Source organism: Mucilaginibacter flavidus (assembly GCF_024055575.1).
Taxonomy (GTDB): Bacteria; Bacteroidota; Bacteroidia; order Sphingobacteriales; family Sphingobacteriaceae; genus Mucilaginibacter; species Mucilaginibacter flavidus.
Genome location: NZ_JAMXOE010000005.1, coordinates 214355 through 234328, shown reverse-complemented (window position 1 = coordinate 234328; position 19974 = coordinate 214355). Strand labels below are relative to the sequence as shown.

Sequence of the window (19974 nt, the reverse complement as noted above, 5' to 3'; positions counted from 1 at the left end):
GTATGTTTATTAGGCTGATTTGTGAACCAAGGGTCAAGAATCTAGAGCCAAGATAAAAAACAGGAGCCGCTAATCGCGCTTTCTCTTGTCTCTTGATTCTTGTCTCTTGACTCTCTTTACGACTGTATGTAACTCTTCAAATGCTCAATAGTCTCCTCGTGCGACAGGATGGTTTCCGTAACCACATCGCTTATGGATATAATGCCGCACATGTTATTATCCCTAAAAATAGGGAGGTAGCGCAGGTTGTTTTCGCTCATTACGTGCATGCAGGTTTCAACCGAATTCTCAGGTATCATTCGCGGGAACTCGGTGCTCATAATTTCTCTCACCTGTGTCTCCAGCGATGATTTTCCTTGCAATATCACCTTGCGGGCATAATCACGCTCGGTAAGCAAGCCTGCGTAGGCGCCGCCTTCAGTAATAACTACCGAACCAATGTTTTTATCGGCCATCAGTTTTAATGCGTCCAAAACTGTTGTGCCGCCATCAATGGCAATCACATTACTGCCCTTGCGGGCAAGGATGTTTGATACTTTTTTCATAATAGTTTGGTTACAGGGTGTGGAATTGGGCTAATCAAATATAACAAAATGATATTTAACTATATGCACTAAAATAAGTTAATTATTGGCCGCCAATGCTTGAAAAAAAAACAAATTATTGGGCTGCTAATTGCCTGCACAATAAGGAATTGTAAAATTAATATTACTGTTATGTCGTTTGTGGGTAAAATATTAACTTTGTCATCCTCCTCTTGTTATAGACCAATATAAATGCCAAAGAAGATACTCAGATGCTCTAAATGTAATGCGCCTTATCACTTCGAAAAAACCAGGAATTGGATTGGGCGTAATTTGTTGTTTTTTCTCCCCGTCAGGAGATATTTTTGTGCGAAATGTTTAAAAGACCGTTACCGGCTGTTAACCAGGGAGCAGCTGAAGGATTATCACAAGGTGTAATTTCTTAAGCCCGGAAAGTCCGAAAGAAGAAAGTTAGTAGACATGACGCTTTACTATGCTGGCTCTTACGCTTGATTTGCTGCAACGGCCGCCTGATTATTTCTGCTATTATCGATTCATCGCCGCTTTGACTTCGTCTTTCGGACTCTCTCTTGTAACAATCTTCCCACTCTTTTTCACTCAAACAGAAATTTATTCTATTTTTACTACCCGTTGTAATAGCTCTGTATCGAAATGCGTTTGTTTTAAAAACTAACAGCTAATACAGCTTGCATCAGTCTAATTAAACAAATTAACCAAAAATGAAAAAAATCCTGTTAAGCACCCTGGTATTCACGGTTATAAGCGGCTCGCTTATGGCGCAAACCACAAAATTGTTCGATGGCACAACCACAACCGGTTGGCACAGCTATTTAAAAACCGGTCCGGGCGCATGGAAAGTCGTTGACGGTGCTTTACAGCTTGATGTCAAGGCCCCCGACCAGGGCGACCTGGTTACCGACAAAGAATACGAAAACTACGAGCTGACCTTAACATGGAAAATTGCCGAGGGCGGCAACAGCGGGATTATTTTCGGCATACATGAAGATCCATCTTTCGGGGCAACTTATCTAACAGGCATCGAGATGCAGGTTTTAGATGATAAAGGCGCTGAAGACAATAAAAAAGCCAACCACCTTGCGGGAGCTTTATATGATATGAAAGCCGCATCAGCCGCAGCTAAACCAGCCGGCGAATGGAACAAAATAAAAATCCGTAAAGACAAGGGTCAGTTAACCTTCTGGATGAACGGCACCAAAACCATCGACGTAAAAATTGGCAGCCCCGAGTGGCAGGAATTGTTGAATGGTAGCAAATTTAAAACCTGGAAAGGCTTTGCCGCTTATCCAAAAGGCCATATAGCCCTGCAGGACCACGGCGCCGTAGTTTCATATAAAGATATTTCTATTAAAGAACTTTGAAAAATTAGTCTCGAGTCGAAAGTCTTAAGTCAGGAGTGCTTTCGACTTAGGACTTTCGACTCAAGACTTAAGACTAATCAGAATGAACGATATACAAATAAAAAAGTCGTCGACCGTATATGATGCCATTATTGTAGGCTCCGGTGCAGGCGGCGGTATGGCGGGGTATGTGTTAGCCCATGCCGGCTTAAAAGTTTTAATGTTGGAAGCGGGGCCGTTTTTCGACCCGGCTAAAGATTCCATGCAGCTTAAATGGCCGTACGAATCTGCCCGCCGTGGCGCAGGGACCACCCGTTACTTTGGCGATTTTGATGCTGCCTACGGCGGCTGGGAAATAGAAGGAGAGCCATATACCACAAAAGATAATACCGAATTTCACTGGTTCCGCTCGCGTATGCTGGGTGGCCGCACCAACCACTGGGGCCGCATATCATTGCGTATGGGCCCGGATGATTTTAAAGGGCACCATATCGACGGCTTAACCGACGACTGGCCAATTAGTTACGAAGACGTAAAACCATTTTATGATAAAGTAGACCGCCTGATTGGTGTTTACGGTACAGTTGAAAACCTGCCCAACGAACCTGATGGCATTTTCCTTCCGCCACCAAAACCAAGGCTTAACGAGCTTTATATTAAAAAAGGTGCGGCAAAAGCCGGTGTAAAAGTAATTGCCGGTCGCGGCTCGGTGCTTACCGAGGCATTGCCAGGTAATAAAGATCGTGGCGCCTGTTTCTTCTGCGGCCAATGCGGGCGCAGCTGTAAAATTTATGGCGATTTCTCCTCATCATCCTGCCTGGTTATCCCGGCAATAAAAACAGGTAATTTAAAGGTAATACCAAACGCCATGGTGCGCGAGGTACTTACCGATGCCGACGGCCTTGCAACAGGCGTATCATACATCAGTAAAGATGATATGCAGGAATACCAGGTAAAAGGCGGAATGGTGATATTAGGCGCAAGCGCAGGCGAATCGGCCAGGTTGCTGCTTAACTCAAAATCATCAAGGCATCCAAATGGACTAGCAAACAGCAGCGGCGTAGTAGGCCGTTACCTGCACGATTCTACCGGCTCGAGCGCAGGCGGATGGTTGCCCGAACTGATGGACCGCAAACGCTATAACGAAGATGGCGTAGGCAGCGTACACATTTATGGCCCCTGGGTTTATGATAACAAAAAATTGAACTTCCCGCGGGGCTATCACATTGAGTTTGGCGGCGGCTTGCATATGCCGGGTTACGGCTTTAGTGGTGGTATACAAAATATGAACGGCGTAGTGCCAGGCAAAGATGGTAAAATGAAAGAGGCTGGTGGCTTTGGTGCCGACTTAAAGAATGACTACCGCCGTTTTTACGGAACCGGCTTCGGCATGGCCGGGCGTGGTACAGCTATTGCCCGCTATGATAACTATTGCGAAATTGACCCTAACGTAGTTGATAAATTCGGCATACCAGTGCTGCGTTTCCACTATAAATGGAGCGATTACGAGATAAACCAGGCCAAGCACATGCAGGATACCTTCCAGGAGATAATGCACAATATGGGCGGTGCTATTTATGGCCCGCCGGCGGGTAAGGAAACCAGCTACGGTCTGGAGGCTCCGGGTATGATTATACACGAGGTGGGCACCGTGCGAATGGGCGACGATCCTAAAAAATCGGCACTGAACAAATACAGCCAGGCGCACGATTGCAAAAACCTTTTTGTGGTTGATGCTGCGCCATTTGTGCAGCAGGGCGACAAAAATGCAACCTGGACAATTTTGGCCCTGAGTATGCGTACCGCCGAATACATTTTATCTCAACGTAAAAAAACTAACGTTTAATCAGTTATATCAACATGAACAGACGCGAATCATTAAAGGCTATAGGTATAGGCACACTATCGGCAGGGGTGCTGCTGGAGGCCTGCAAGCCCAATAACAATAAGTTAGCCGAAGACAACAAGGATACCGGCGCCGCTGCCGACAACGCCGGGCGCCAGCCATTTGAAATTGAGCGTGATAAAAAGCTTAATGCCGACAAGTTTTTTACCGATCACGAGATGGCTACCATAACCGTTTTGGGCGATATTATCATCCCCAAAGATGCCCGCTCAGGTAGCGCATCTGACGCTAAGGTGCCGGCGTTTATCGAGTTTATTGTAAAAGATATGCCCGATCACCAAACACCTATGCGCGGCGGATTGCGTTGGCTGGATCTGCAATGTTTGAACCGTTATGGTAAAACTTTTGTTGATGCAAGCAGCAGCCAGCAAATAGAAATGGTTACCGAAATTGCTTACCCCAAAAAGGCAAAACCCGAAATGGCACAAGGCGTATCATTTTTCAACCGCATGCGTGATTTAACTGCCTCAGGCTTTTACACCAGCAAAATAGGTATTGATGACCTGGGCTACGCAGGCAATGCCCCCGGCAAATGGGATGGCGTACCGGCAGAGGTGCTGAAACAATATAATATAAAAGATCCCTGGGGCGATAAATGGGACTAAGATTTTTAAGATTGATAGGATTTTTGGATGCTTTTCGCTTTTTGAAGGCATTCCTGATCGCACAATACTTTTATGATACCAGGGGCTATGTCGTCACAGCCCCTTTTTATTTGGGAGCCGTCCTAATCTATTTATCTTAATTAAAATTTCAAATTTTCCTTCAGCCAAACCTGCACTTCTTCCTGTTTGGTTAATTCGGGGGGGAGTTTATCGTGGATGAGTTTTTCCATTTTATTGCCGGTGTTGGCAAAGCGGTAATCCCAAAAAATCATTAGTTTGTTTATCAGGTAAACAACCTCGTTGCCTTCTTCCTTGTTAAAAAGTGTATCATCCGGCTTGCCGTTAACGTGCGGATCGTTTTGCGCGTATGCAGTCCATTTATAGTCGGAGTAATGTAAGTTTCTTCTGGAGAACAGGATCATGAGCACGGTGATTTTGATAAAGATAACGATAATAACCCGTGTTTGACCATTTTTATCGTAGAGACGCAATACTTTGCGTCTTTGAAGAAGAGGTTAATCCAATTTTTCTACAAAGAACAATCAACCTTTCTACAGATTAACTGGCTACTATTGATAAAGTAAAACAATTAATCATGAAAAAAGCACTTGTATTAGCGGCCATTATTTTATCTGTAGCCATCAACCTTAAAGCGCAGGATCTAAAAGCTAAAGACGTACCTGCAGTGGTAAAAGAGGCCTTAATGAAAAAATATCCCGAAGCTGCCAAAGTTAGCTGGGAAAAAGAAAAGGGGAACTACGAAGCCAACTGGGGAGGTAAATCGGGCGAGGACAATTCGGTAATGTTTACGCCAGCGGGTACTTTTATTGAAATTGTAAAGGCAATACCGGTAACCGATTTACCCAAAAGCATAGCGCCCTACATTAAGGCACATTACAACGGAGCAAAAATTAAAGAGGCAGGTAAAGTAACCAACGCTGCAGGCAAAACCATGTACGAAGCCGAAATAAAAGGCAAAGACCTGATTTTTGACGAAAACGGCAATTTTATAAAGAAGGATTGATTTTCTTTTTGTCATTCCGAGCGCGAGCTCAGAATGACAAGAGGGGGTGCTACCAATTTTTCAACTGCTTAATATACGCCGTCAATTCATCGGCAATCAGTTTATGGTCATCAATATCGGGGTGACCACCACAGCCGTTGTGGTATTGGCGGGAGAAAAAATACGTGGTCACCATTTTATCACCATGAGCATTCATAGTCGCCGCAATGCCGGTTAGGTAACGATGTAATACCGCGGTTAGCGTTGCGTCTGCCATGGGGCTGCTCAGGCAAACAATATCTGCCCTGGGATAATGCTGCCGCATGGCGGTTAGCATCTTTACATAAGTACTGCAATATACGGTCGAATCCTGTTGCGGCCCGTCATTTTGCCCTATGCAAATGGTAACCACATCGGGCTGGTAATTTTTAAAATTCCAGGTGATAGAATCGGCCACTATAAAAGTTTTATCAACTATTTGGGGCAGCACTACTTTTAAATTGCAGCAGCTATGTACCAGGCCAATACCCGCCAGGGCGGTAAGCTGCCAGTCGGCATTGAGGTTGCGGGCGGTGCGCGGGCCATAGCTCATGTAGGCGTTGTGCTGGTCGTACCATTGGCCTTTGCCGCAGGGGAGTACCGATTGATCCATACCTGTGCCGCTGGTAATCGAGTCGCCAAAGTATTCTATTTTTCGCCTGGGCCTGGCCGGCAAGGGCAACAGCTGTTCGCACTTAAACCCAACGAAATCAATATAACCAATATTTGATTCTGTGTCTTTACAAATCAAAATAGTGTGCTCACCGTCAGGTAATCCTCCTGGTACCTTTATTACATTCTCTTTACCGGTGGTTTGTATGCGATAAGGTTTGTTGTCGTCAATAACAATTTCCAGGTAATTAAGATTATTTCCGCCAAGCGCTTCATCGTTCAAAATAATTTCGCATTGTGCGCCCCTAAATTTTGCCTCTATGTAAACGCCTGGCGCCCAGATTCGCGGCTTCAGTTTGTTTGAAAAATCGACGCGGCCTACGTAACGTATATTGGAATTATCAGCGCTATAAAATTTAAGTGCATCGGCTTTGGTTGATGCGAATGCAAATTTGTGAACCAATATTATTAGTGCAAGGCAACTTAGCCGTTTTATCATATCCGAAAAAATATAAACATCCTAAATTAAACAATCCATCAATTGGCGACTAATACTATTGTACCATTTTATTACGGCAACAAAAAAGGTGACCCGTTTTTACGAGGGTACTGAAAAAGTCCGTTAGTATTAATGGATAAAAAAAGGAGCAGTAAACATAGCTTTCCTGCTCCTTTTTTGTATCGTAAAATGGTGGTCTGAATCCTTTTAAATGCTACCTTAACAACAGTAAACCCAATTCAATGCATTTTCGGGGTTATATGATCTGAAAGTTCCCAAAAACATTCTTCTTCGCAAAATCAAAGAGTTGATAGATTAATTCTTCAATCCAATTTTATGATTTGTATAATCGAGCAAAAACTGGTTATCGTTAAAAAAGTCGATGCTGAATATGGTGCGCGGGTCTTTGGTAAAGTTGGGGTTATTCACCTGCGTTAAATTATAATTGCTGGTGGTAGTGTACGTATAGGTAAAACCTGCGCTTGTGCTTATCGTCACCGGCGAATTGGCTGGCAACTGTGTTTGATTAGCGGTGGCGTTCGGGTCCTCAATATTGGCAAATGCAGGTGTACCAGTGTCAAATAATAACTGGCCCTGTAATGTTTTTCCGTTAAATGTAATAGACGCCGGGATGTTGGGCGAATAACCAGCCGTTGTCTGTGTAAGATTGTGCATTACAAAACCCGAAGAAGAACTGATGTCGTCGGGCACTAAACCAATGGTCAGCAAATCTTTAACAAAAGTTCCGGTTGAGGTGTATTTGTTTACGTCGAACTTTGATAGTTTAAACCCTTGCGTTAGCCCGTCCTTCATGTCGAAATAGCTGATCGGGCTGGCAATACTCAAATTGCTGAAACGTGTATTGGGGCCAACACCAAAAACATCATTTTCGTGCGCGCCCAGGGCTGTACCGGTTTGGGTTTCAACCGCTTTATAGTACAGGAAAAATGGGATGCGCTTGGTGGTTGTCGAACCATTTTCATCGCCGATGGTCAATGTAGCATAGGCAAGGTTTCCGTATTCTTTAATCCCTGCCGTAGCATCGCCATAGGTTAGCGTAGCGGTTTTTTTGGTCACCGTAATGCCGTTCACCAGCAGTGAGTCGCCGGTTATGGTAAAGCCGTTGGTAGTAATCAAGTTGGCCGGTATAAGGCCATCGGCATCCATCGTCATGGCCGATGAACCGGTATCGAATACAGTATAATATACTTTTGCTACCGTACCTACCGATACGCCTATAAACACGCGGCGGTATATGGTACTTTGTACCTCATACAATCCCAGGGTGGCAATGGGCACTGCCTTGGGCACCACCGGTGTTACTTTGTTATCCTTTTTACAGGATGCAATCATCATTGTTAAAATCAATCCCCCAACAATCAGCGGGCGATATCCTGCGTACACTTTCCCCATGTGTTATTTATATACCTTGTGAATATTAAATTGGATAACGGAAATTTTGCTGCTTTATGTTTTACAGAATCTAAAAGTAAAAATATTAAGCCTAATTAATGCCGTTCAGCCTAAATTATTGTATAGCTGTATGATATACGTACAAAATATGCGCTTTAGTTGCTTAACATAAATGTTTTGATGCGGAGTTACAGGCGGAGGCTGCAATTAAAGGGAAATTGCATAAATTAGTATAATTATAAACCGGCCCTGCCTTATACCTCATAACCCTTAAACTGCTTTAAGTTGGATACTAAAAATATACCTGTAGTGTATAAAACCACGCATTGCATTTTAACTGCTTTGCTTTTGGTTGTTTTGCCGGCTTTTTGTTTAGGGCAGTTTAATGCCGGCTCCAAATCAACGCCCGGCTCATCACATGGCGCCGAAACTCCCGCATTAAATACAATACTGTTAAAAATTGCCGCCACATCCGATAGCCTGAATAAAAAAGCGGGCGTCGAAAAACTTTACCTGCAATTTGATAAACCTTATTATGCACTTAACGATACCATTTGGTTTAAAGCATATTTGCTAAATGCCAACTACCTGGTGCCATCGGCAAAAAGCGGGTTTATTTATGCTGATATTTTGAACGATAGCAGCAAAGTGGTCAAACAATACCGTTTCCCGGTTGGCGAAGGCTTAACCTGGGGCAAAATCGGCTTAAGTGATAAAGAATTTACGCCGGGCACCTATACCCTAAAGGCCTATACCATCTGGATGCGCAATTATGGCGACGACGGCTTTTTTATCAAACAGTTTTACATCAGCAATGCGGGTGAAAGCAGCCTGCTGGTAAATTCAACCACAAGGGAAACAACAGCAAATGGCATAAGCACGGCCAATGTTAAGCTGCTGTTTAGTGATATGAATAAAACCGCTTACGCAGTTAAGCCGCTGCAATTGCAGGTTATGGCAGGCAGCAAACGCTTGTATAACCAAAAGCTGCAAACGGGGGTTGATGGCGCATTGGATGTTAACTTCACTGTCCCCGATAAAGCACCCGACTTAGCAATTGTGGCCACCAGCGATACAAAAGACAAAAAGGTCATTATCCCCATCCAATTTAACCGCGCCGAAAATGCAGATATTCAATTTATGCCGGAGGGCGGCAGCCTGGTTGGCGGGTTGGTTGCCAAAATTGGTATTAAGGCAGTCGGGGAAGACGGCAAGGGTATTAACTTAACAGGCGGTATCTTCAATCAAAAGCAAATGCCGGTGTCGCGGTTTATGACTACGCACAACGGTATGGGCAGTTTTAACTTAGATGTAATGCCGGGCGAAACCTATACCGCGAAGATCATATTTCCAGGCGGCATAGTTAAAACCGTTCCGTTGCCGGCCGTAAAAAGTTCGGGCACCGTTTTGCATGTAACAAACGCGGCCGAAAGCGATTCCGTTGATGTGGTGATAGGCGCAACGGCCGATATCGCCGCCGCCGACAACAGTTATTTTTTAATCGGGAAAGCAAGGGGCATTGTCTGCTATGCTGCAGTTGTTAGTTTTCGCGAAGGCAGGTACGTCTTCAGAAAAATAGCCAAAAGCTTGTTCCCTTCGGGTATTGCCCATTTTGTATTAATGACAACGAAAGAAGCGCCTTTAAACGAGCGCCTTGTTTTTATTAACCACGATGACAACCTCAGCATCAGCCTAAAATCCGGTAAAACTGTTTATGATACCCGCGACAGTATCGGTATAAAATTAAAAATAACTGATGCGGGTGGAAAGCCGGTTACAGGCAGTTTCTCAATGGCTGTTACTGATGATGCGCAGGTAAAAGCAGATAGTTTGAATAGCGAAAATATCCTGTCGCGCTTTTTGCTTACTTCGGATATAAGAGGATACATCGAGCAACCGGGTTACTATTTGTCGGCAAATAAGCCGGCAGTTTGGAGCGATTTGGATAACCTGCTGCTTACACAGGGCTGGATAAATTACGACTTAAAGCAACCGCCAAAATTTGAAGCCGAACCGGAATTGAAAGTTAGTGGCCATATCACCAACGCGTTTAACAAATCATTAAAAGGGACGCATGTACTATTGCTTTCCAAATCGCCGGCTATAGTGAAAGATACATTGACGGGCGGCGATGGTCGGTTTTCGTTTACCCGTTTCCCAAGGGTTGATACGCCGTTGTTTATTGTGCAGGCCGTTAACAAGCGGGGCAAAAGCTTTAATGTAATTGTCAACATTGATGAAGTAAAACCGCCGGACTATGCAAAATCAGAATTTCCGTCTTTGGCGCCCTGGTATGTTAACAGCGATACCACTTTGCTTAATTATACCAAAACAAACAAAGTGGCCAAACAGCAGGAGTATGCCCCGGATGGCGGCCATATTTTAAAAGAAGTAAAAATAACCGCTAAAAAAATTGTAAAAGACTCACAGAATTTAAACGGGTCCGGCAATGCCGACCAGGTGCTGGATGAAAAAGAACTTGAAAAACTTAGTAAGAAAACATTTTTAGATGTGTTAATGGAACGCGTAAAAGGCTTTAAAGAAACCTATCCAAAAGGCATCCCCAGTTATGTTGTTGACGAACAAGGGGCTTGGTTTATAATTGATGGATACGACTTTTATACCATTATACAACCGGACACCCATGAAGATATTAAATACTACCTCAAGTCGCACAATGCCGAAGATATAAAAGGGATTGAGGTGAGCACCACAGAAAAAAACACCAGCAACTATTATCGCCGGTTTTGCCCCGAATGCCTGCCTTCTTCAGTAGCTTTTATCGAAATTACAACCCGCTCGGGTCATGGGCCGATTATTGGCAACACACCGGGCGTTTACTTGTATAAGCCCTTACCTATAAGCTGGCCAAAACAATTTTACAAACCCAAATACCTGGTTAAGGATGCCACCGGCAAAATACCCGATTTACGCTCGACTATTAACTGGGAACCCAACATTGTGACCGATATCAATGGCGAAGCAAGTGTTTCATTTTATTCAGCCGGCAGTGCGTCAACCTATACCATCATTGTTGAGGGGACGGATATGAGCGGCAACCTGGGATACACAGTTAAAAAACTCACCATTAAAAAATAGTCTTCTCTTTCTTTGCAATGTGAGCAAGAATCGGGTTTCCCGGCCCATGCACAGCTGGTACTTTTGTTATGTAACGTGAGTTCGATATAAGAACACGATCCATTAAGTTGTGAGTAAAACCACAATAGCTGGTCGTCGCCTCCCCCTGCCCTCTCAAAAGGAGAGGGTTCTGAAAAGCAAATTTCGAGGAGCGAAGCTTAAGTCCTCTCCTTTGGAGAGGATTATTACATGAGGGCTTCGCCGTTTAGGTGAGGCGAAACGCAAGCCCTTGGGTAAACGCCACAGATTTGTTAGTAATAATTCTTATATCGAACTCACTTTAAATAATTATAACAAACAAATTATTTAGCCATGCATATTACAAGCCAACCATCAATCCTTTATTTCGGTACCCCGGTGGTCCTTATCGCCACAAAAAACGAAAACGGAACCGATAACCTTGCGCCAATGTCGTCCATCTTCTGGCTGGGCTGGCGGTGTGTTATCGGCCTGGCAGCCGCATCAAAAACCACGCATAACCTGATGCGCAACCGCCAGTGCGTGTTAAACCTGCCATCGGTTAACGAAGTTGCGGCCGTAAACCGTTTGGCCAAAACAACCGGCACAAACCCTGTTCCCGAAGGCAAACTGTTAAAAGGATATCGTTTTGAAGAAGATAAATTTGGCATAGCCGGCCTTACCAAACAGGAATGCGACACCGTAGACGCTCCACGCGTAAAAGAATGCCCCGTGCAAATGGAAGCCGTTGTTGAAGCCGTACACGGACTTGCCGAAGGCGACCCAGATCAGCGCGGAAAAATAGTGACCTTCGAGCTGCGCATCCAAAAGGTTTACCTGGAAGAATCCATACTAATGGACGGCCACGAAAACCGCGTTGACCCGGATAAGTGGAAACCGCTCATCATGAGCTTCCAGCAATTTTACAGCCTGGGCGATAACGTACACCCATCAACCCTCGCCGAAATACCAGAAAGGTTGTATAATACTTTGGACAGAGAAAGAGCGATAAAGAATTATGAAGAGGAGTTGGTGTAGGTCTTTTAAAAACAAAAAACTTTGTCATTCTGAACGTAGTGAAGAATCTTCTGCGTGCGATATTAACGTGGGACAGGTATATAGGCGACCTATCAAATGAATAAGATTTTTCGCTGCGCTCAAGAAATAGTTCTTCACTGCGTTCAGAATGACAAAACGGATTTTTATTTAACCAACCCAAACTGCTCTGCCAGCAACCTGTAGCTTTCCAGCCTGTCTTCAAACGATTCGGTAATGGTAACGGCGATGATTTCGTCCACTTTGTAATCTTCGGCCAGCCAGTTTAGCTTTAGTTTGATTTCGGTGGGGGTGCCGGTTATTACGCGGGCACGGTTGTAGTTAATACGGTCGAGTTCACCTTGCGAGTATTCAACATCTTTGATGTCGTCGTAACTTACGGGACTAAGGCCTGCGCCTTTTTCAAACTGGTTAAAACGGTAATCCATCAGCGCCTGGTGCCGGCGTATTTTCTCTTCATCTTCCGAGCAAAATACAAATATGGCCACATTCGCCTGCTGCACCGGCATGTCTTCCGATGGCTCAAAGCGTTCACGGTATAGCTTTACAGCTTCGGGGCCGCCAAAGGGATTGATAAAATGCGCGAACGAAAGGCCCATGCCAAAATGCGCGGCAAACAGTCCGCTTTGTCCGCTTGAACTTAGCAGCCACATATCGGGCACGGTTTGTACCTGCGGGATGGCGCGGATGCGGCCCACAGGGGTTCCCGGCTCGCCGGTATCATGGAAAAAGTTGCGCAGATCGTATAGCTGTTCAATAAAGTCCTGCTCACGAAACTGGTTTGAGGGGTTTAATACCGATGCCGTTAGCCTGTCGGTACCCGGTGCACGGCCCATCCCCAAATCAATTCGACCAGGGGCAAGCGCCTCCAGCATCCTGAAGTTTTCTGCAACTTTTAGCGCGCTGTGGTTTGGCATCATCACCCCACCCGATCCTATGCGGATATTGGTGGTTTGCGACGCCAGGTAAGCCATCAGCACCTCGGGCGTTGAGCCGGCCAGGCTGCCGGTATTATGGTGCTCAGATACCCAAAAGCGGGTGTAGCCAAGCTGATCGGTATATTTTGCAAGCTCGATGGTTTCTTTAACCGCCTGCTCGGCAGTAACGCCCTTGCGAACCGGTGATTGGTCGAGTACGCTGAGGCGGATATTTTTTGTGTTCATGGTAATTGTAAAACACAAAGGTAGCTAAGGGGGTGTTGAGTGATTGTAAAGTTTTAACCTGGGGCGTACCCAACTATGTCATTTCGAACGACAGTGAGAAAACTTGTACAAGCGCCAAGCGGGCGGAAAAGCAGGGCGCAAAAGATTTTTTCGGGTCGCTCAAGAGATAGTTCTCACTGTCGTTCGAAATAACCTACTTTTATATTTAATCGGAATATCCATGACCACCAGACGAACCTTCCTAAAAAACGCCAGCCTTTTAGCCCTATCAGCCCCACTGCTGAAAAGTGAATTATTTGCCGCGCCCTTTGCCCGCAAGCTGCCGGGCATGGGCATACAGCTGTACATGGTGAAGGAGGATATGGAGAAAGATACCCCCGGCACTTTGGCGCAAATTGGCAAAATGTGCTACACCCAAATTGAAAGCTATGGCGGCAACAAGGGCGTATTTTGGGGAATGGGCAATAAGGATTTCAGTAAACTGGCTAAGGATAACGGTTTAACGCTTGTATCAACTCATTATGCCGGCGATACCGCAGGCTACGAAAAGCTTGCCGCCGAAGCTGCTGAAATCGGCATGAAATATTTAATTTACCCATGGAAGGGCCCGCAAAAAAGCATTGATGATTTTAAACGCATAGCCGATGAGTTTAACCGCTGCGGCGCCATCTGCAAAAAGAACGGTTTAAGATTTGCCTATCATCCGCACGATTATCCTTACAAACCAGTTGACGGCCAGCTGCCGATTGATGTGCTGCTTGCCGGTACGGATAAAGATTTGGTCGACTTCCAGATGGATTTTTATTATACCGTTACTGAAGGACAAAACCCGGAGGCTTATATCAAAAAACATGCGCCACGGTTCCGCCTGTGCCATATGCGCGATGTGCTGAAAGTGCATTTGCCCAAAGGCAGCGAAGAAGAATCGGCTTGCGATTTGGGCACGGGTATTATCAATTACCCGCACCTGCTTAAAACCGGGCTGGACAATGGCATGGAATATTTTTTTGTGGAGCAGTCGCGCTTTTTTCATGAAACGCCGCTGCAAAGCGCTGCGGTAAATGCGGCGTGGTTAAAAAAGTTGAAACTTACGTAGCTTTATAGGCATGAACGAGCAGCAATTACGAAAACGCATCCGCATTTGGGTTTGGATATTTATCGTCGGCCTGGTATTGAGCGGCGTTACCGCCTTCCCGATAGAAACTGAGCTGGCTTTTATGACCAACCATTCATCGATCTTCCCGGATTTTATGGCGCATTGGATTGCAACTATTTATAGCGCTGTTCAAGATACCAATACCCGTTATCCCTGGCTGGCCTATGGCACCGACTGGCTGGCATTTGGCCACATCGTTATCGCCACCACCTTTATCGGCCCCCTGCGCGACCCGGTAAAAAATATCTGGGTAATACAATTCGGCATGATAGCCTGCGTAATGGTTTTGCCGCTGGCATTTATTGCCGGGCCAATCCGCCATATTCCCGTTTACTGGAGCGTGATTGACTCTTGCTTTGGCGTATTTGGGATTATGCCGCTTTATATTTGTTATAAGAGTATAAGGAAGCTGGAAGTGATTGGGAAGAAATAACCTATTATTCCTTCGGGGGCGTATGTTTTAAAACGACAAATTTTGCTGATTTACCGCTTCCTTTTTATTCAGGTGAAAATTCGTAAAGATTGTCCTCATCATTACATCTTAAATTTATTGTTTTAGGAATCCCGTTTTTAAAACTAATTACAATCGGATTTTTACAATCGGGGCTTTTAAATAGCAATTCATTATTAATTATTTTTTGAGGCAGTTCATTGATTAGCGTTAGATAATAAAAGCCTAAACATCGTTTCTCGTTATTGTAAATAAAAATTTGACTTTCAGCTGTAGGACTGTTTTTGATGTTGTAGATGTAAGAGCTGGCGACTATGTGATATTGTTGTTTTGATTTTACTCTTATCATGCCCAGGTAACGTCCTTGAAATTTTTCGTTGTCATTAATCTTTTTAGAAACCAATATATTTGATTGTTTGGTGGCGATTAAACTTATATTAAACAACGACCTTTCTTTCTTATAATTAAAAGACGTTTGTTGTTTAAGTGAAAAAGCAATAAAAAGAATCAATAATAATGTTCTCATAAATATCTCACCGGCTCACCGATAGGTAGCAAACTTTAATTAACCATCATCTTCACTAATCCTTAATACTTTAAAAATGCAAATTTTGCAAGATAATGTGGGGCAATATTTTATGGAAATTCCCTCCTCCCTGCATCATATAATAAATAAAAACATTAAATTATGCAACAATATTGCATCTATTCCATTTATTGTTTAAATTTACCAAATAAACCTTTGGCCAATGTCCTTATCCTTTACAAAAATCGTTAGGTGCCTGCTGTTAGCAAGCCTGTTGCTGTGTTTTACTATAAGCAATGCCCAAGATAAATATGCAAAGCTCAGCTTGCGGATCGATTCGCTGGCAAACATCGGCCTGCCAAAATCAGCCTTAAAAGAAGTTGATAAGCTGGATGCCCTGGCGCGAGCCGACAACAACACGGCGCAGCAGGTAAGGGCAGTAATATACCGCATGAGTTTCCAATCCTACCTCGAAGAGAATGCGCTGATTGCCATTATCACCCGTTTAAAGGCGGATATCGACAAGGCTGAATTCCCGGTTAAGCCGGTGCTGCAATCGCTGCTGGCGCAAATGTATTGGGAGTACTACAAGGAAAACCGCTACCGCTTTGGTCAGCGCACCAAACTTGAAAAACAGGATGTAGATTTCCGTAACTGGGGCATCCAAACAGTAATTAGCGAAACGAGCCGCATGTACGCCCTTTCGCTGCAGGATGTGGTGAAGGAGCAAAACACTTCGGTAGGTGTACTCGATGGCGTTTTGGAAGGCGATAAAGAAACCCGCTACCTGCGGCCAACTTTGTACGATTTGCTGGTGCACCGCGCTTTCGATTTTTACCTTTCGGACGAGGCAGCTATTAACAAACCCCGGCTGCCGTTTATCTTGAATGATCCGCGCCTTTTTAGCGACAACCGCGCCTTTGCCGGTTTGGTTATTAAAACCACTGACACCGCGTCGACCCTTTACAAAGGCATCAAATATTTGCAGCAGGCTACGCTGTTCCATCTTGAAAAAAACAACCGCGAAGCATTGGCGGATATCGATATAAAACGGCTTGGCGTGTTGTTTAGGCAAAGCAGTGTGGCGGATAAAGATTCGCTTTACATAAAAGCTTTACGGCGGGTTGCGGATAATTTTTCGACTAGTCCTATCAGTGCAGATGCATTAGTATTGATTGGGACTTACTATAAAGACCAGGACAGCCTAACTACCGCCTATAGCTATTTTAAAAAAGCGGTTACCATGTATCCCAAAAGCCGTGGTGGTGAAACTGCCGCCGCTTCAATAATTAACATCCGGCAGCCTACCCTGTCGGTATCAGTCGAAAACGTTAACGTGCCGGGCAAACCTTTGTTGGGGTTGGTGAGCTATAGCAACGTTAAGGAGGCTAAGGTTTCTATCTATTATCTATCGCCGGCCCAAATACAGCAGTTAACCGGCAAAAGTTCGTTGATTGATCAGTTTTATCTTGGGGCTGCTGATAAAATTATTAAATTTTTAAAGCCCCTGCGACCGGTACAGGAGCGGCGCCTTTTGTTGCCCGGCATAAACGACTACCGCAAGCACAGCGCGGAGTTTAAGATAGACAGTTTGCCGGTTGGGCGCTATGTTACGGTTATCAGCAATGTGCAATCAAAAAGCAGGTATCTATCCCAATCAACTAACTTTAGAATAACCGGGTTGTCGTACGTGGCGCGTGCGCTGCCGGGGGGCCAAACCGAACTGAGGATTGTAAACCGTGATAGTGGTGCGCCTTTACAGGGCGTAAAAGTTGTGATATACCGGTCGGACTATGTTAAAAATAAAAACGTTAAAAATGTTGCGTTTTCCGGGCTGTCAGATATTAATGGCCGATATCTTTTTAAAGGTAAAAATGGGGAGCAATATAACTTCATCCTCAGCTACAAAAACGACAATTATGTTGAGGAGGAGCGGGATTTTTATAATTCAGAAACTATCGAAACTAGTAGTAAGCCGGTAATAAGCACAATTTTATTTACCGACCGGCAATTGTACAGGTCTGGGCAAACTATCTACTTTAAAGGCTTGCATATAACAACAACCGATGGTAAAAACGCGATAGTGCCGGGCGAAGACGTGAAGGTAAGCCTGCAGGATATGAATAACAAGCTTTTGACGGAGCTTACTTTAAAAAGTAACGAATTTGGGTCGGTTCAGGGCTCGTTTGTTATCCCGCAAAATATTGCCAACGGGCAGGTATCAATTGTTGCTGTAAATGGCAGGGCATTTGTTCGGGTTGAAGAATACAAACGGCCGACCTTCCAGGTTACTTTTTCGCCGGTTAACGCATTGTACCGACCTGGCGATTCAGTAAAAATAAAGGGCAGGGTGATGGCTTTTTCTGGCTATGGCATATCAAATGCTAAAGTAGCTTATCACGTTACCAGCAGGCTAATGCCAGTATACGATGAGCGCTATACAAAAAGCCGCAATATTGGGTCAGTTTGGTCGAGAAACGGTGAAGTTGCTGCCGATACCATCCAAACAAATGATAAAGGCGAATTTGAAACCCGGTTTAAAGCGTTGGGCGATACGGTAACGGCTGCCGCGCGCGCATTTGATTATTCGGATATTTATATGGTTAATGCCGATGTTACCGATGCATCGGGAGAAACGCAAACCGCAGCCACCTCAATTATAATAAGCAGTAAAGTGCTGGATATTGATGTTGCCGTACCAGCAAAATGGTCGGCTAAAGATTCGGTTGCGATACCTGTGAGGCTAAATAATGCAAATGGCCAGCCTCAAAAGGGAACTGTAACTATTAAAATATTCGCCCTGAAACAACCACAGCAATTTACTAAAGACCGCGTTTGGCAATACCCCGACCAGTTTATGCTGACCAGGGATGAGTTTAAAAAAACTTTCCCCGCATATCCCTGGAAGCAGGAGACCGACCCTGCGGGCCTGGAAGTTTTGAATAAACTAAGCGAAGTAAATATTACCGCCGACAGCACGATGGGCATGTTAGATTTGGGCATACTTAAAAATCAAGTTAACGGCGTATATAAAATTGTAATAAGTGCCCGCAGTGATAACGGCGATACTACATCGATGACCAAATTTGTGAAAGTAGTTAACGGGCCCACCCCGGTGTGCGATACCGAGGACTGGCAGTTATTCACAACGGTGAAACCCGGCGAAAGCCTGGAGTATTTAATAGGCACCGATAAGCCCTCGCATGTATTGATGGAAAAATTCGACGGGGCAAGATTGCTCTCTTCTGAATGGATTACATTGAGCGGCCCCTACCAGCAAACTATAAAAGTGCCTGTGCCGGCTACTAATCAAAATAGTTTTGGCGTACAGTTTTTAACGGTGAGCGATAACCGGATGCGCATTTTTTACAACCAAATAAAAATGAGGGACACCGTTAAAAAGCTGCCCATACGCTTCATTACCTTTCGTAATAAACTGCAGCCGGGTGAAAAAGAGCAATGGAAGTTGCAAATTACCGGCGCCGACGAAAAAAATGCTGCCGAAATGCTGGGCGCTTTATATGACGCCTCGCTGGATGATATAGCGCCTGCCCAATATTGGCAAACTGATTACGGTTATTATCTTCCATATACCAGGGATTATTTTATTTGGATACGGACACAACTTGCCGAAGAAACCACTGCCGAATGGATAGACAGAGACGATGATACAAAGGGGTATTCGCTAAACATTAACTACGAGCAATTAAATTTATTTGGCTACGACTACTTCGGCGGGGATAACGGTGGCTACACCACCTATCTTGAGCAAGTGAAGGAAAACCTTGCAACCCTGAAGGCCGACAAAAAGCTTGCGACTGAATATTTTAAAAACGCAGCTTTAGTTAAGGGCGGGTATGATGTAAGCGGTAAAACGATTTTTAACCGGCAAACTTTGCCGGGCGTTAAAATCAGCATAAAAAACACCGGCATAAGCACACGCTCAAACTCAAAAGGGTATTTTAAAATTAAAGTACCGGTGAACGGTGTACTTGTTTTTAATTCGCCGCCTTTTCCCAAAAGGGAAATTAAAACCAAAGCTGCGGCGCAACTGACCGTACAGATGGCACACGGCGGCAAAGGGCCTGTTTTAGAGGAGTTAAAAATTGCCGACCCGGGGGTGAAATCGTTAAAGGGGGATAATAATGCAGTTATGGCTGTAGCTGCACCTATGTATTCTGTAAGTGCCAACGCGGTTAGATTCCCGCCGCCTGTTGTTAAGGCTGATATGGAGGTAAAGGGTTATATGGCAAAATCAAATTCTTCCAAAGGAATGGCGTACGACGAAATACTGGGAAATGTTTCCACGCGGGAAATCAGGGCCAAGCTCGACGAGAAGGACAAGAGCTCCGTTTCCATCATCCCCCGCAAAAACTTTAACGAAACCGCCTTCTTTTACCCCCAGCTTCACACGGACGAAAAGGGCCAGATACTGATTGATTTCACCATTCCCGAGGCCCTTACCCGCTGGAAGTTCCGCGGCTTTGCGCATAATAAGGATCTGCAAACAGGGTATGTGGAGAATGAAGTCATCACCTAAAAACAA

The 19974-nt window shown here is 44.7% G+C and carries 15 protein-coding genes; 9 read left to right on the top strand and 6 right to left on the bottom strand.

Going from position 1 to position 19974, the window contains the following annotated elements; genetic code table 11:
• Positions 1–116: 116 nt before the first annotated feature.
• Positions 117–545, bottom strand: a complete 429-nt coding sequence (locus NAF19_RS11450) for a CBS domain-containing protein (protein ID WP_252790184.1) — start codon at positions 543–545, stop codon at positions 117–119.
• A gap of 719 nt (positions 546–1264) precedes the next feature.
• Between NAF19_RS11450 and NAF19_RS11445 the strand changes: the two genes are divergently transcribed.
• From NAF19_RS11445 to NAF19_RS11435, 3 genes are all read left to right on the top strand, one after another.
• Positions 1265–1924: a 3-keto-disaccharide hydrolase gene (locus NAF19_RS11445; RefSeq protein ID WP_252790183.1), complete on the top strand. Its 660-nt coding sequence runs from the start codon at positions 1265–1267 to the stop codon at positions 1922–1924.
• Positions 1925–2006: 82 nt separating this feature from the next.
• Positions 2007–3749, top strand: a complete 1743-nt coding sequence (locus NAF19_RS11440) for a GMC oxidoreductase (RefSeq protein WP_252790182.1) — start codon at positions 2007–2009, stop codon at positions 3747–3749.
• Between the two features lie 14 nt (positions 3750–3763).
• Complete coding sequence (locus NAF19_RS11435; protein WP_252790181.1) at positions 3764–4414, top strand: gluconate 2-dehydrogenase subunit 3 family protein; 651 nt, start codon at positions 3764–3766, stop codon at positions 4412–4414.
• A 140-nt stretch (positions 4415–4554) separates the two neighbouring features.
• Here NAF19_RS11435 and NAF19_RS11430 read toward each other — a convergent pair whose 3' ends face one another.
• A complete protein-coding gene (locus tag NAF19_RS11430) occupies positions 4555–4836 on the bottom strand; it encodes an uS7 family ribosomal protein (protein WP_252790180.1) in 282 nt (93 codons plus the stop codon).
• Positions 4837–5009: 173 nt separating this feature from the next.
• On the opposite strand from NAF19_RS11430, the gene NAF19_RS11425 reads away from it, so the two are divergent.
• Positions 5010–5438, top strand: coding sequence for a PepSY-like domain-containing protein (locus NAF19_RS11425; protein WP_252790179.1), 429 nt, complete (start codon positions 5010–5012; stop codon positions 5436–5438).
• Positions 5439–5487: 49 nt separating this feature from the next.
• On the opposite strand, the gene NAF19_RS11420 is transcribed toward NAF19_RS11425, so the two are convergent.
• Both NAF19_RS11420 and NAF19_RS11415 read right to left on the bottom strand, forming a co-directional pair.
• Complete coding sequence (locus NAF19_RS11420; protein WP_252790178.1) at positions 5488–6567, bottom strand: SGNH/GDSL hydrolase family protein; 1080 nt, start codon at positions 6565–6567, stop codon at positions 5488–5490.
• Between the two features lie 315 nt (positions 6568–6882).
• Positions 6883–7980 carry a pepsin/retropepsin-like aspartic protease family protein gene (locus NAF19_RS11415; protein WP_252790177.1) on the bottom strand — a complete coding sequence of 366 codons (1098 nt, stop codon included), beginning with the start codon at positions 7978–7980 and terminating at the stop codon, positions 6883–6885.
• A gap of 285 nt (positions 7981–8265) precedes the next feature.
• Here NAF19_RS11415 and NAF19_RS11410 point away from each other — a divergent pair, with 285 nt between their 5' ends.
• Both NAF19_RS11410 and NAF19_RS11405 read left to right on the top strand, forming a co-directional pair.
• Complete coding sequence (locus NAF19_RS11410; RefSeq protein ID WP_252790176.1) at positions 8266–11079, top strand: hypothetical protein; 2814 nt, start codon at positions 8266–8268, stop codon at positions 11077–11079.
• A gap of 351 nt (positions 11080–11430) precedes the next feature.
• Positions 11431–12114 carry a flavin reductase family protein gene (locus tag NAF19_RS11405; RefSeq protein ID WP_252790175.1) on the top strand — a complete coding sequence of 228 codons (684 nt, stop codon included), beginning with the start codon at positions 11431–11433 and terminating at the stop codon, positions 12112–12114.
• A gap of 164 nt (positions 12115–12278) precedes the next feature.
• Here the strand turns inward: NAF19_RS11405 and NAF19_RS11400 are convergent, their stop codons facing one another.
• Positions 12279–13295 (bottom strand): LLM class flavin-dependent oxidoreductase, encoded by a 1017-nt coding sequence (locus tag NAF19_RS11400; RefSeq protein ID WP_252790174.1) that lies wholly within the window; start codon positions 13293–13295, stop codon positions 12279–12281.
• 220 nt (positions 13296–13515) lie between these two features.
• Here NAF19_RS11400 and NAF19_RS11395 point away from each other — a divergent pair, with 220 nt between their 5' ends.
• Positions 13516–14391 (top strand): sugar phosphate isomerase/epimerase family protein, encoded by an 876-nt coding sequence (locus tag NAF19_RS11395; RefSeq protein WP_252790173.1) that lies wholly within the window; start codon positions 13516–13518, stop codon positions 14389–14391.
• Between the two features lie 10 nt (positions 14392–14401).
• A complete protein-coding gene (locus NAF19_RS11390; protein WP_252790172.1) occupies positions 14402–14884 on the top strand; it encodes a hypothetical protein in 483 nt (160 codons plus the stop codon).
• A 64-nt stretch (positions 14885–14948) separates the two neighbouring features.
• Here the strand turns inward: NAF19_RS11390 and NAF19_RS11385 are convergent, their stop codons facing one another.
• On the bottom strand, positions 14949–15428 hold the full coding sequence (locus NAF19_RS11385; protein ID WP_252790171.1) for a hypothetical protein: 480 nt from the start codon (positions 15426–15428) through the stop codon (positions 14949–14951).
• Between the two features lie 223 nt (positions 15429–15651).
• Between NAF19_RS11385 and NAF19_RS11380 the strand changes: the two genes are divergently transcribed.
• On the top strand, positions 15652–19968 hold the full coding sequence (locus tag NAF19_RS11380) for an MG2 domain-containing protein (protein WP_252790170.1): 4317 nt from the start codon (positions 15652–15654) through the stop codon (positions 19966–19968).
• The last annotated feature ends 6 nt before the right edge of the window (positions 19969–19974 follow it).

Bases quoted from the DNA above. Each gene is read 5' to 3' on its own strand.
- NAF19_RS11450 (WP_252790184.1), bottom strand. From the start codon at position 545: ATGAAAAAAGTATCAAACATCCTTGCCCGCAAGGGCAGTAATGTGATT.
- NAF19_RS11445 (WP_252790183.1), top strand. From the start codon at position 1,265: ATGAAAAAAATCCTGTTAAGCACCCTGGTATTCACGGTTATAAGCGGC.
- NAF19_RS11440 (WP_252790182.1), top strand. From the start codon at position 2,007: ATGAACGATATACAAATAAAAAAGTCGTCGACCGTATATGATGCCATT.
- NAF19_RS11435 (WP_252790181.1), top strand. From the start codon at position 3,764: ATGAACAGACGCGAATCATTAAAGGCTATAGGTATAGGCACACTATCG.
- NAF19_RS11430 (WP_252790180.1), bottom strand. From the start codon at position 4,836: ATGATCCTGTTCTCCAGAAGAAACTTACATTACTCCGACTATAAATGG.
- NAF19_RS11425 (WP_252790179.1), top strand. From the start codon at position 5,010: ATGAAAAAAGCACTTGTATTAGCGGCCATTATTTTATCTGTAGCCATC.
- NAF19_RS11420 (WP_252790178.1), bottom strand. From the start codon at position 6,567: ATGATAAAACGGCTAAGTTGCCTTGCACTAATAATATTGGTTCACAAA.
- NAF19_RS11415 (WP_252790177.1), bottom strand. From the start codon at position 7,980: ATGGGGAAAGTGTACGCAGGATATCGCCCGCTGATTGTTGGGGGATTG.
- NAF19_RS11405 (WP_252790175.1), top strand. From the start codon at position 11,431: ATGCATATTACAAGCCAACCATCAATCCTTTATTTCGGTACCCCGGTG.
- NAF19_RS11400 (WP_252790174.1), bottom strand. From the start codon at position 13,295: ATGAACACAAAAAATATCCGCCTCAGCGTACTCGACCAATCACCGGTT.
- NAF19_RS11395 (WP_252790173.1), top strand. From the start codon at position 13,516: ATGACCACCAGACGAACCTTCCTAAAAAACGCCAGCCTTTTAGCCCTA.
- NAF19_RS11390 (WP_252790172.1), top strand. From the start codon at position 14,402: ATGAACGAGCAGCAATTACGAAAACGCATCCGCATTTGGGTTTGGATA.
- NAF19_RS11385 (WP_252790171.1), bottom strand. From the start codon at position 15,428: ATGAGAACATTATTATTGATTCTTTTTATTGCTTTTTCACTTAAACAA.
- NAF19_RS11380 (WP_252790170.1), top strand. From the start codon at position 15,652: ATGTCCTTATCCTTTACAAAAATCGTTAGGTGCCTGCTGTTAGCAAGC.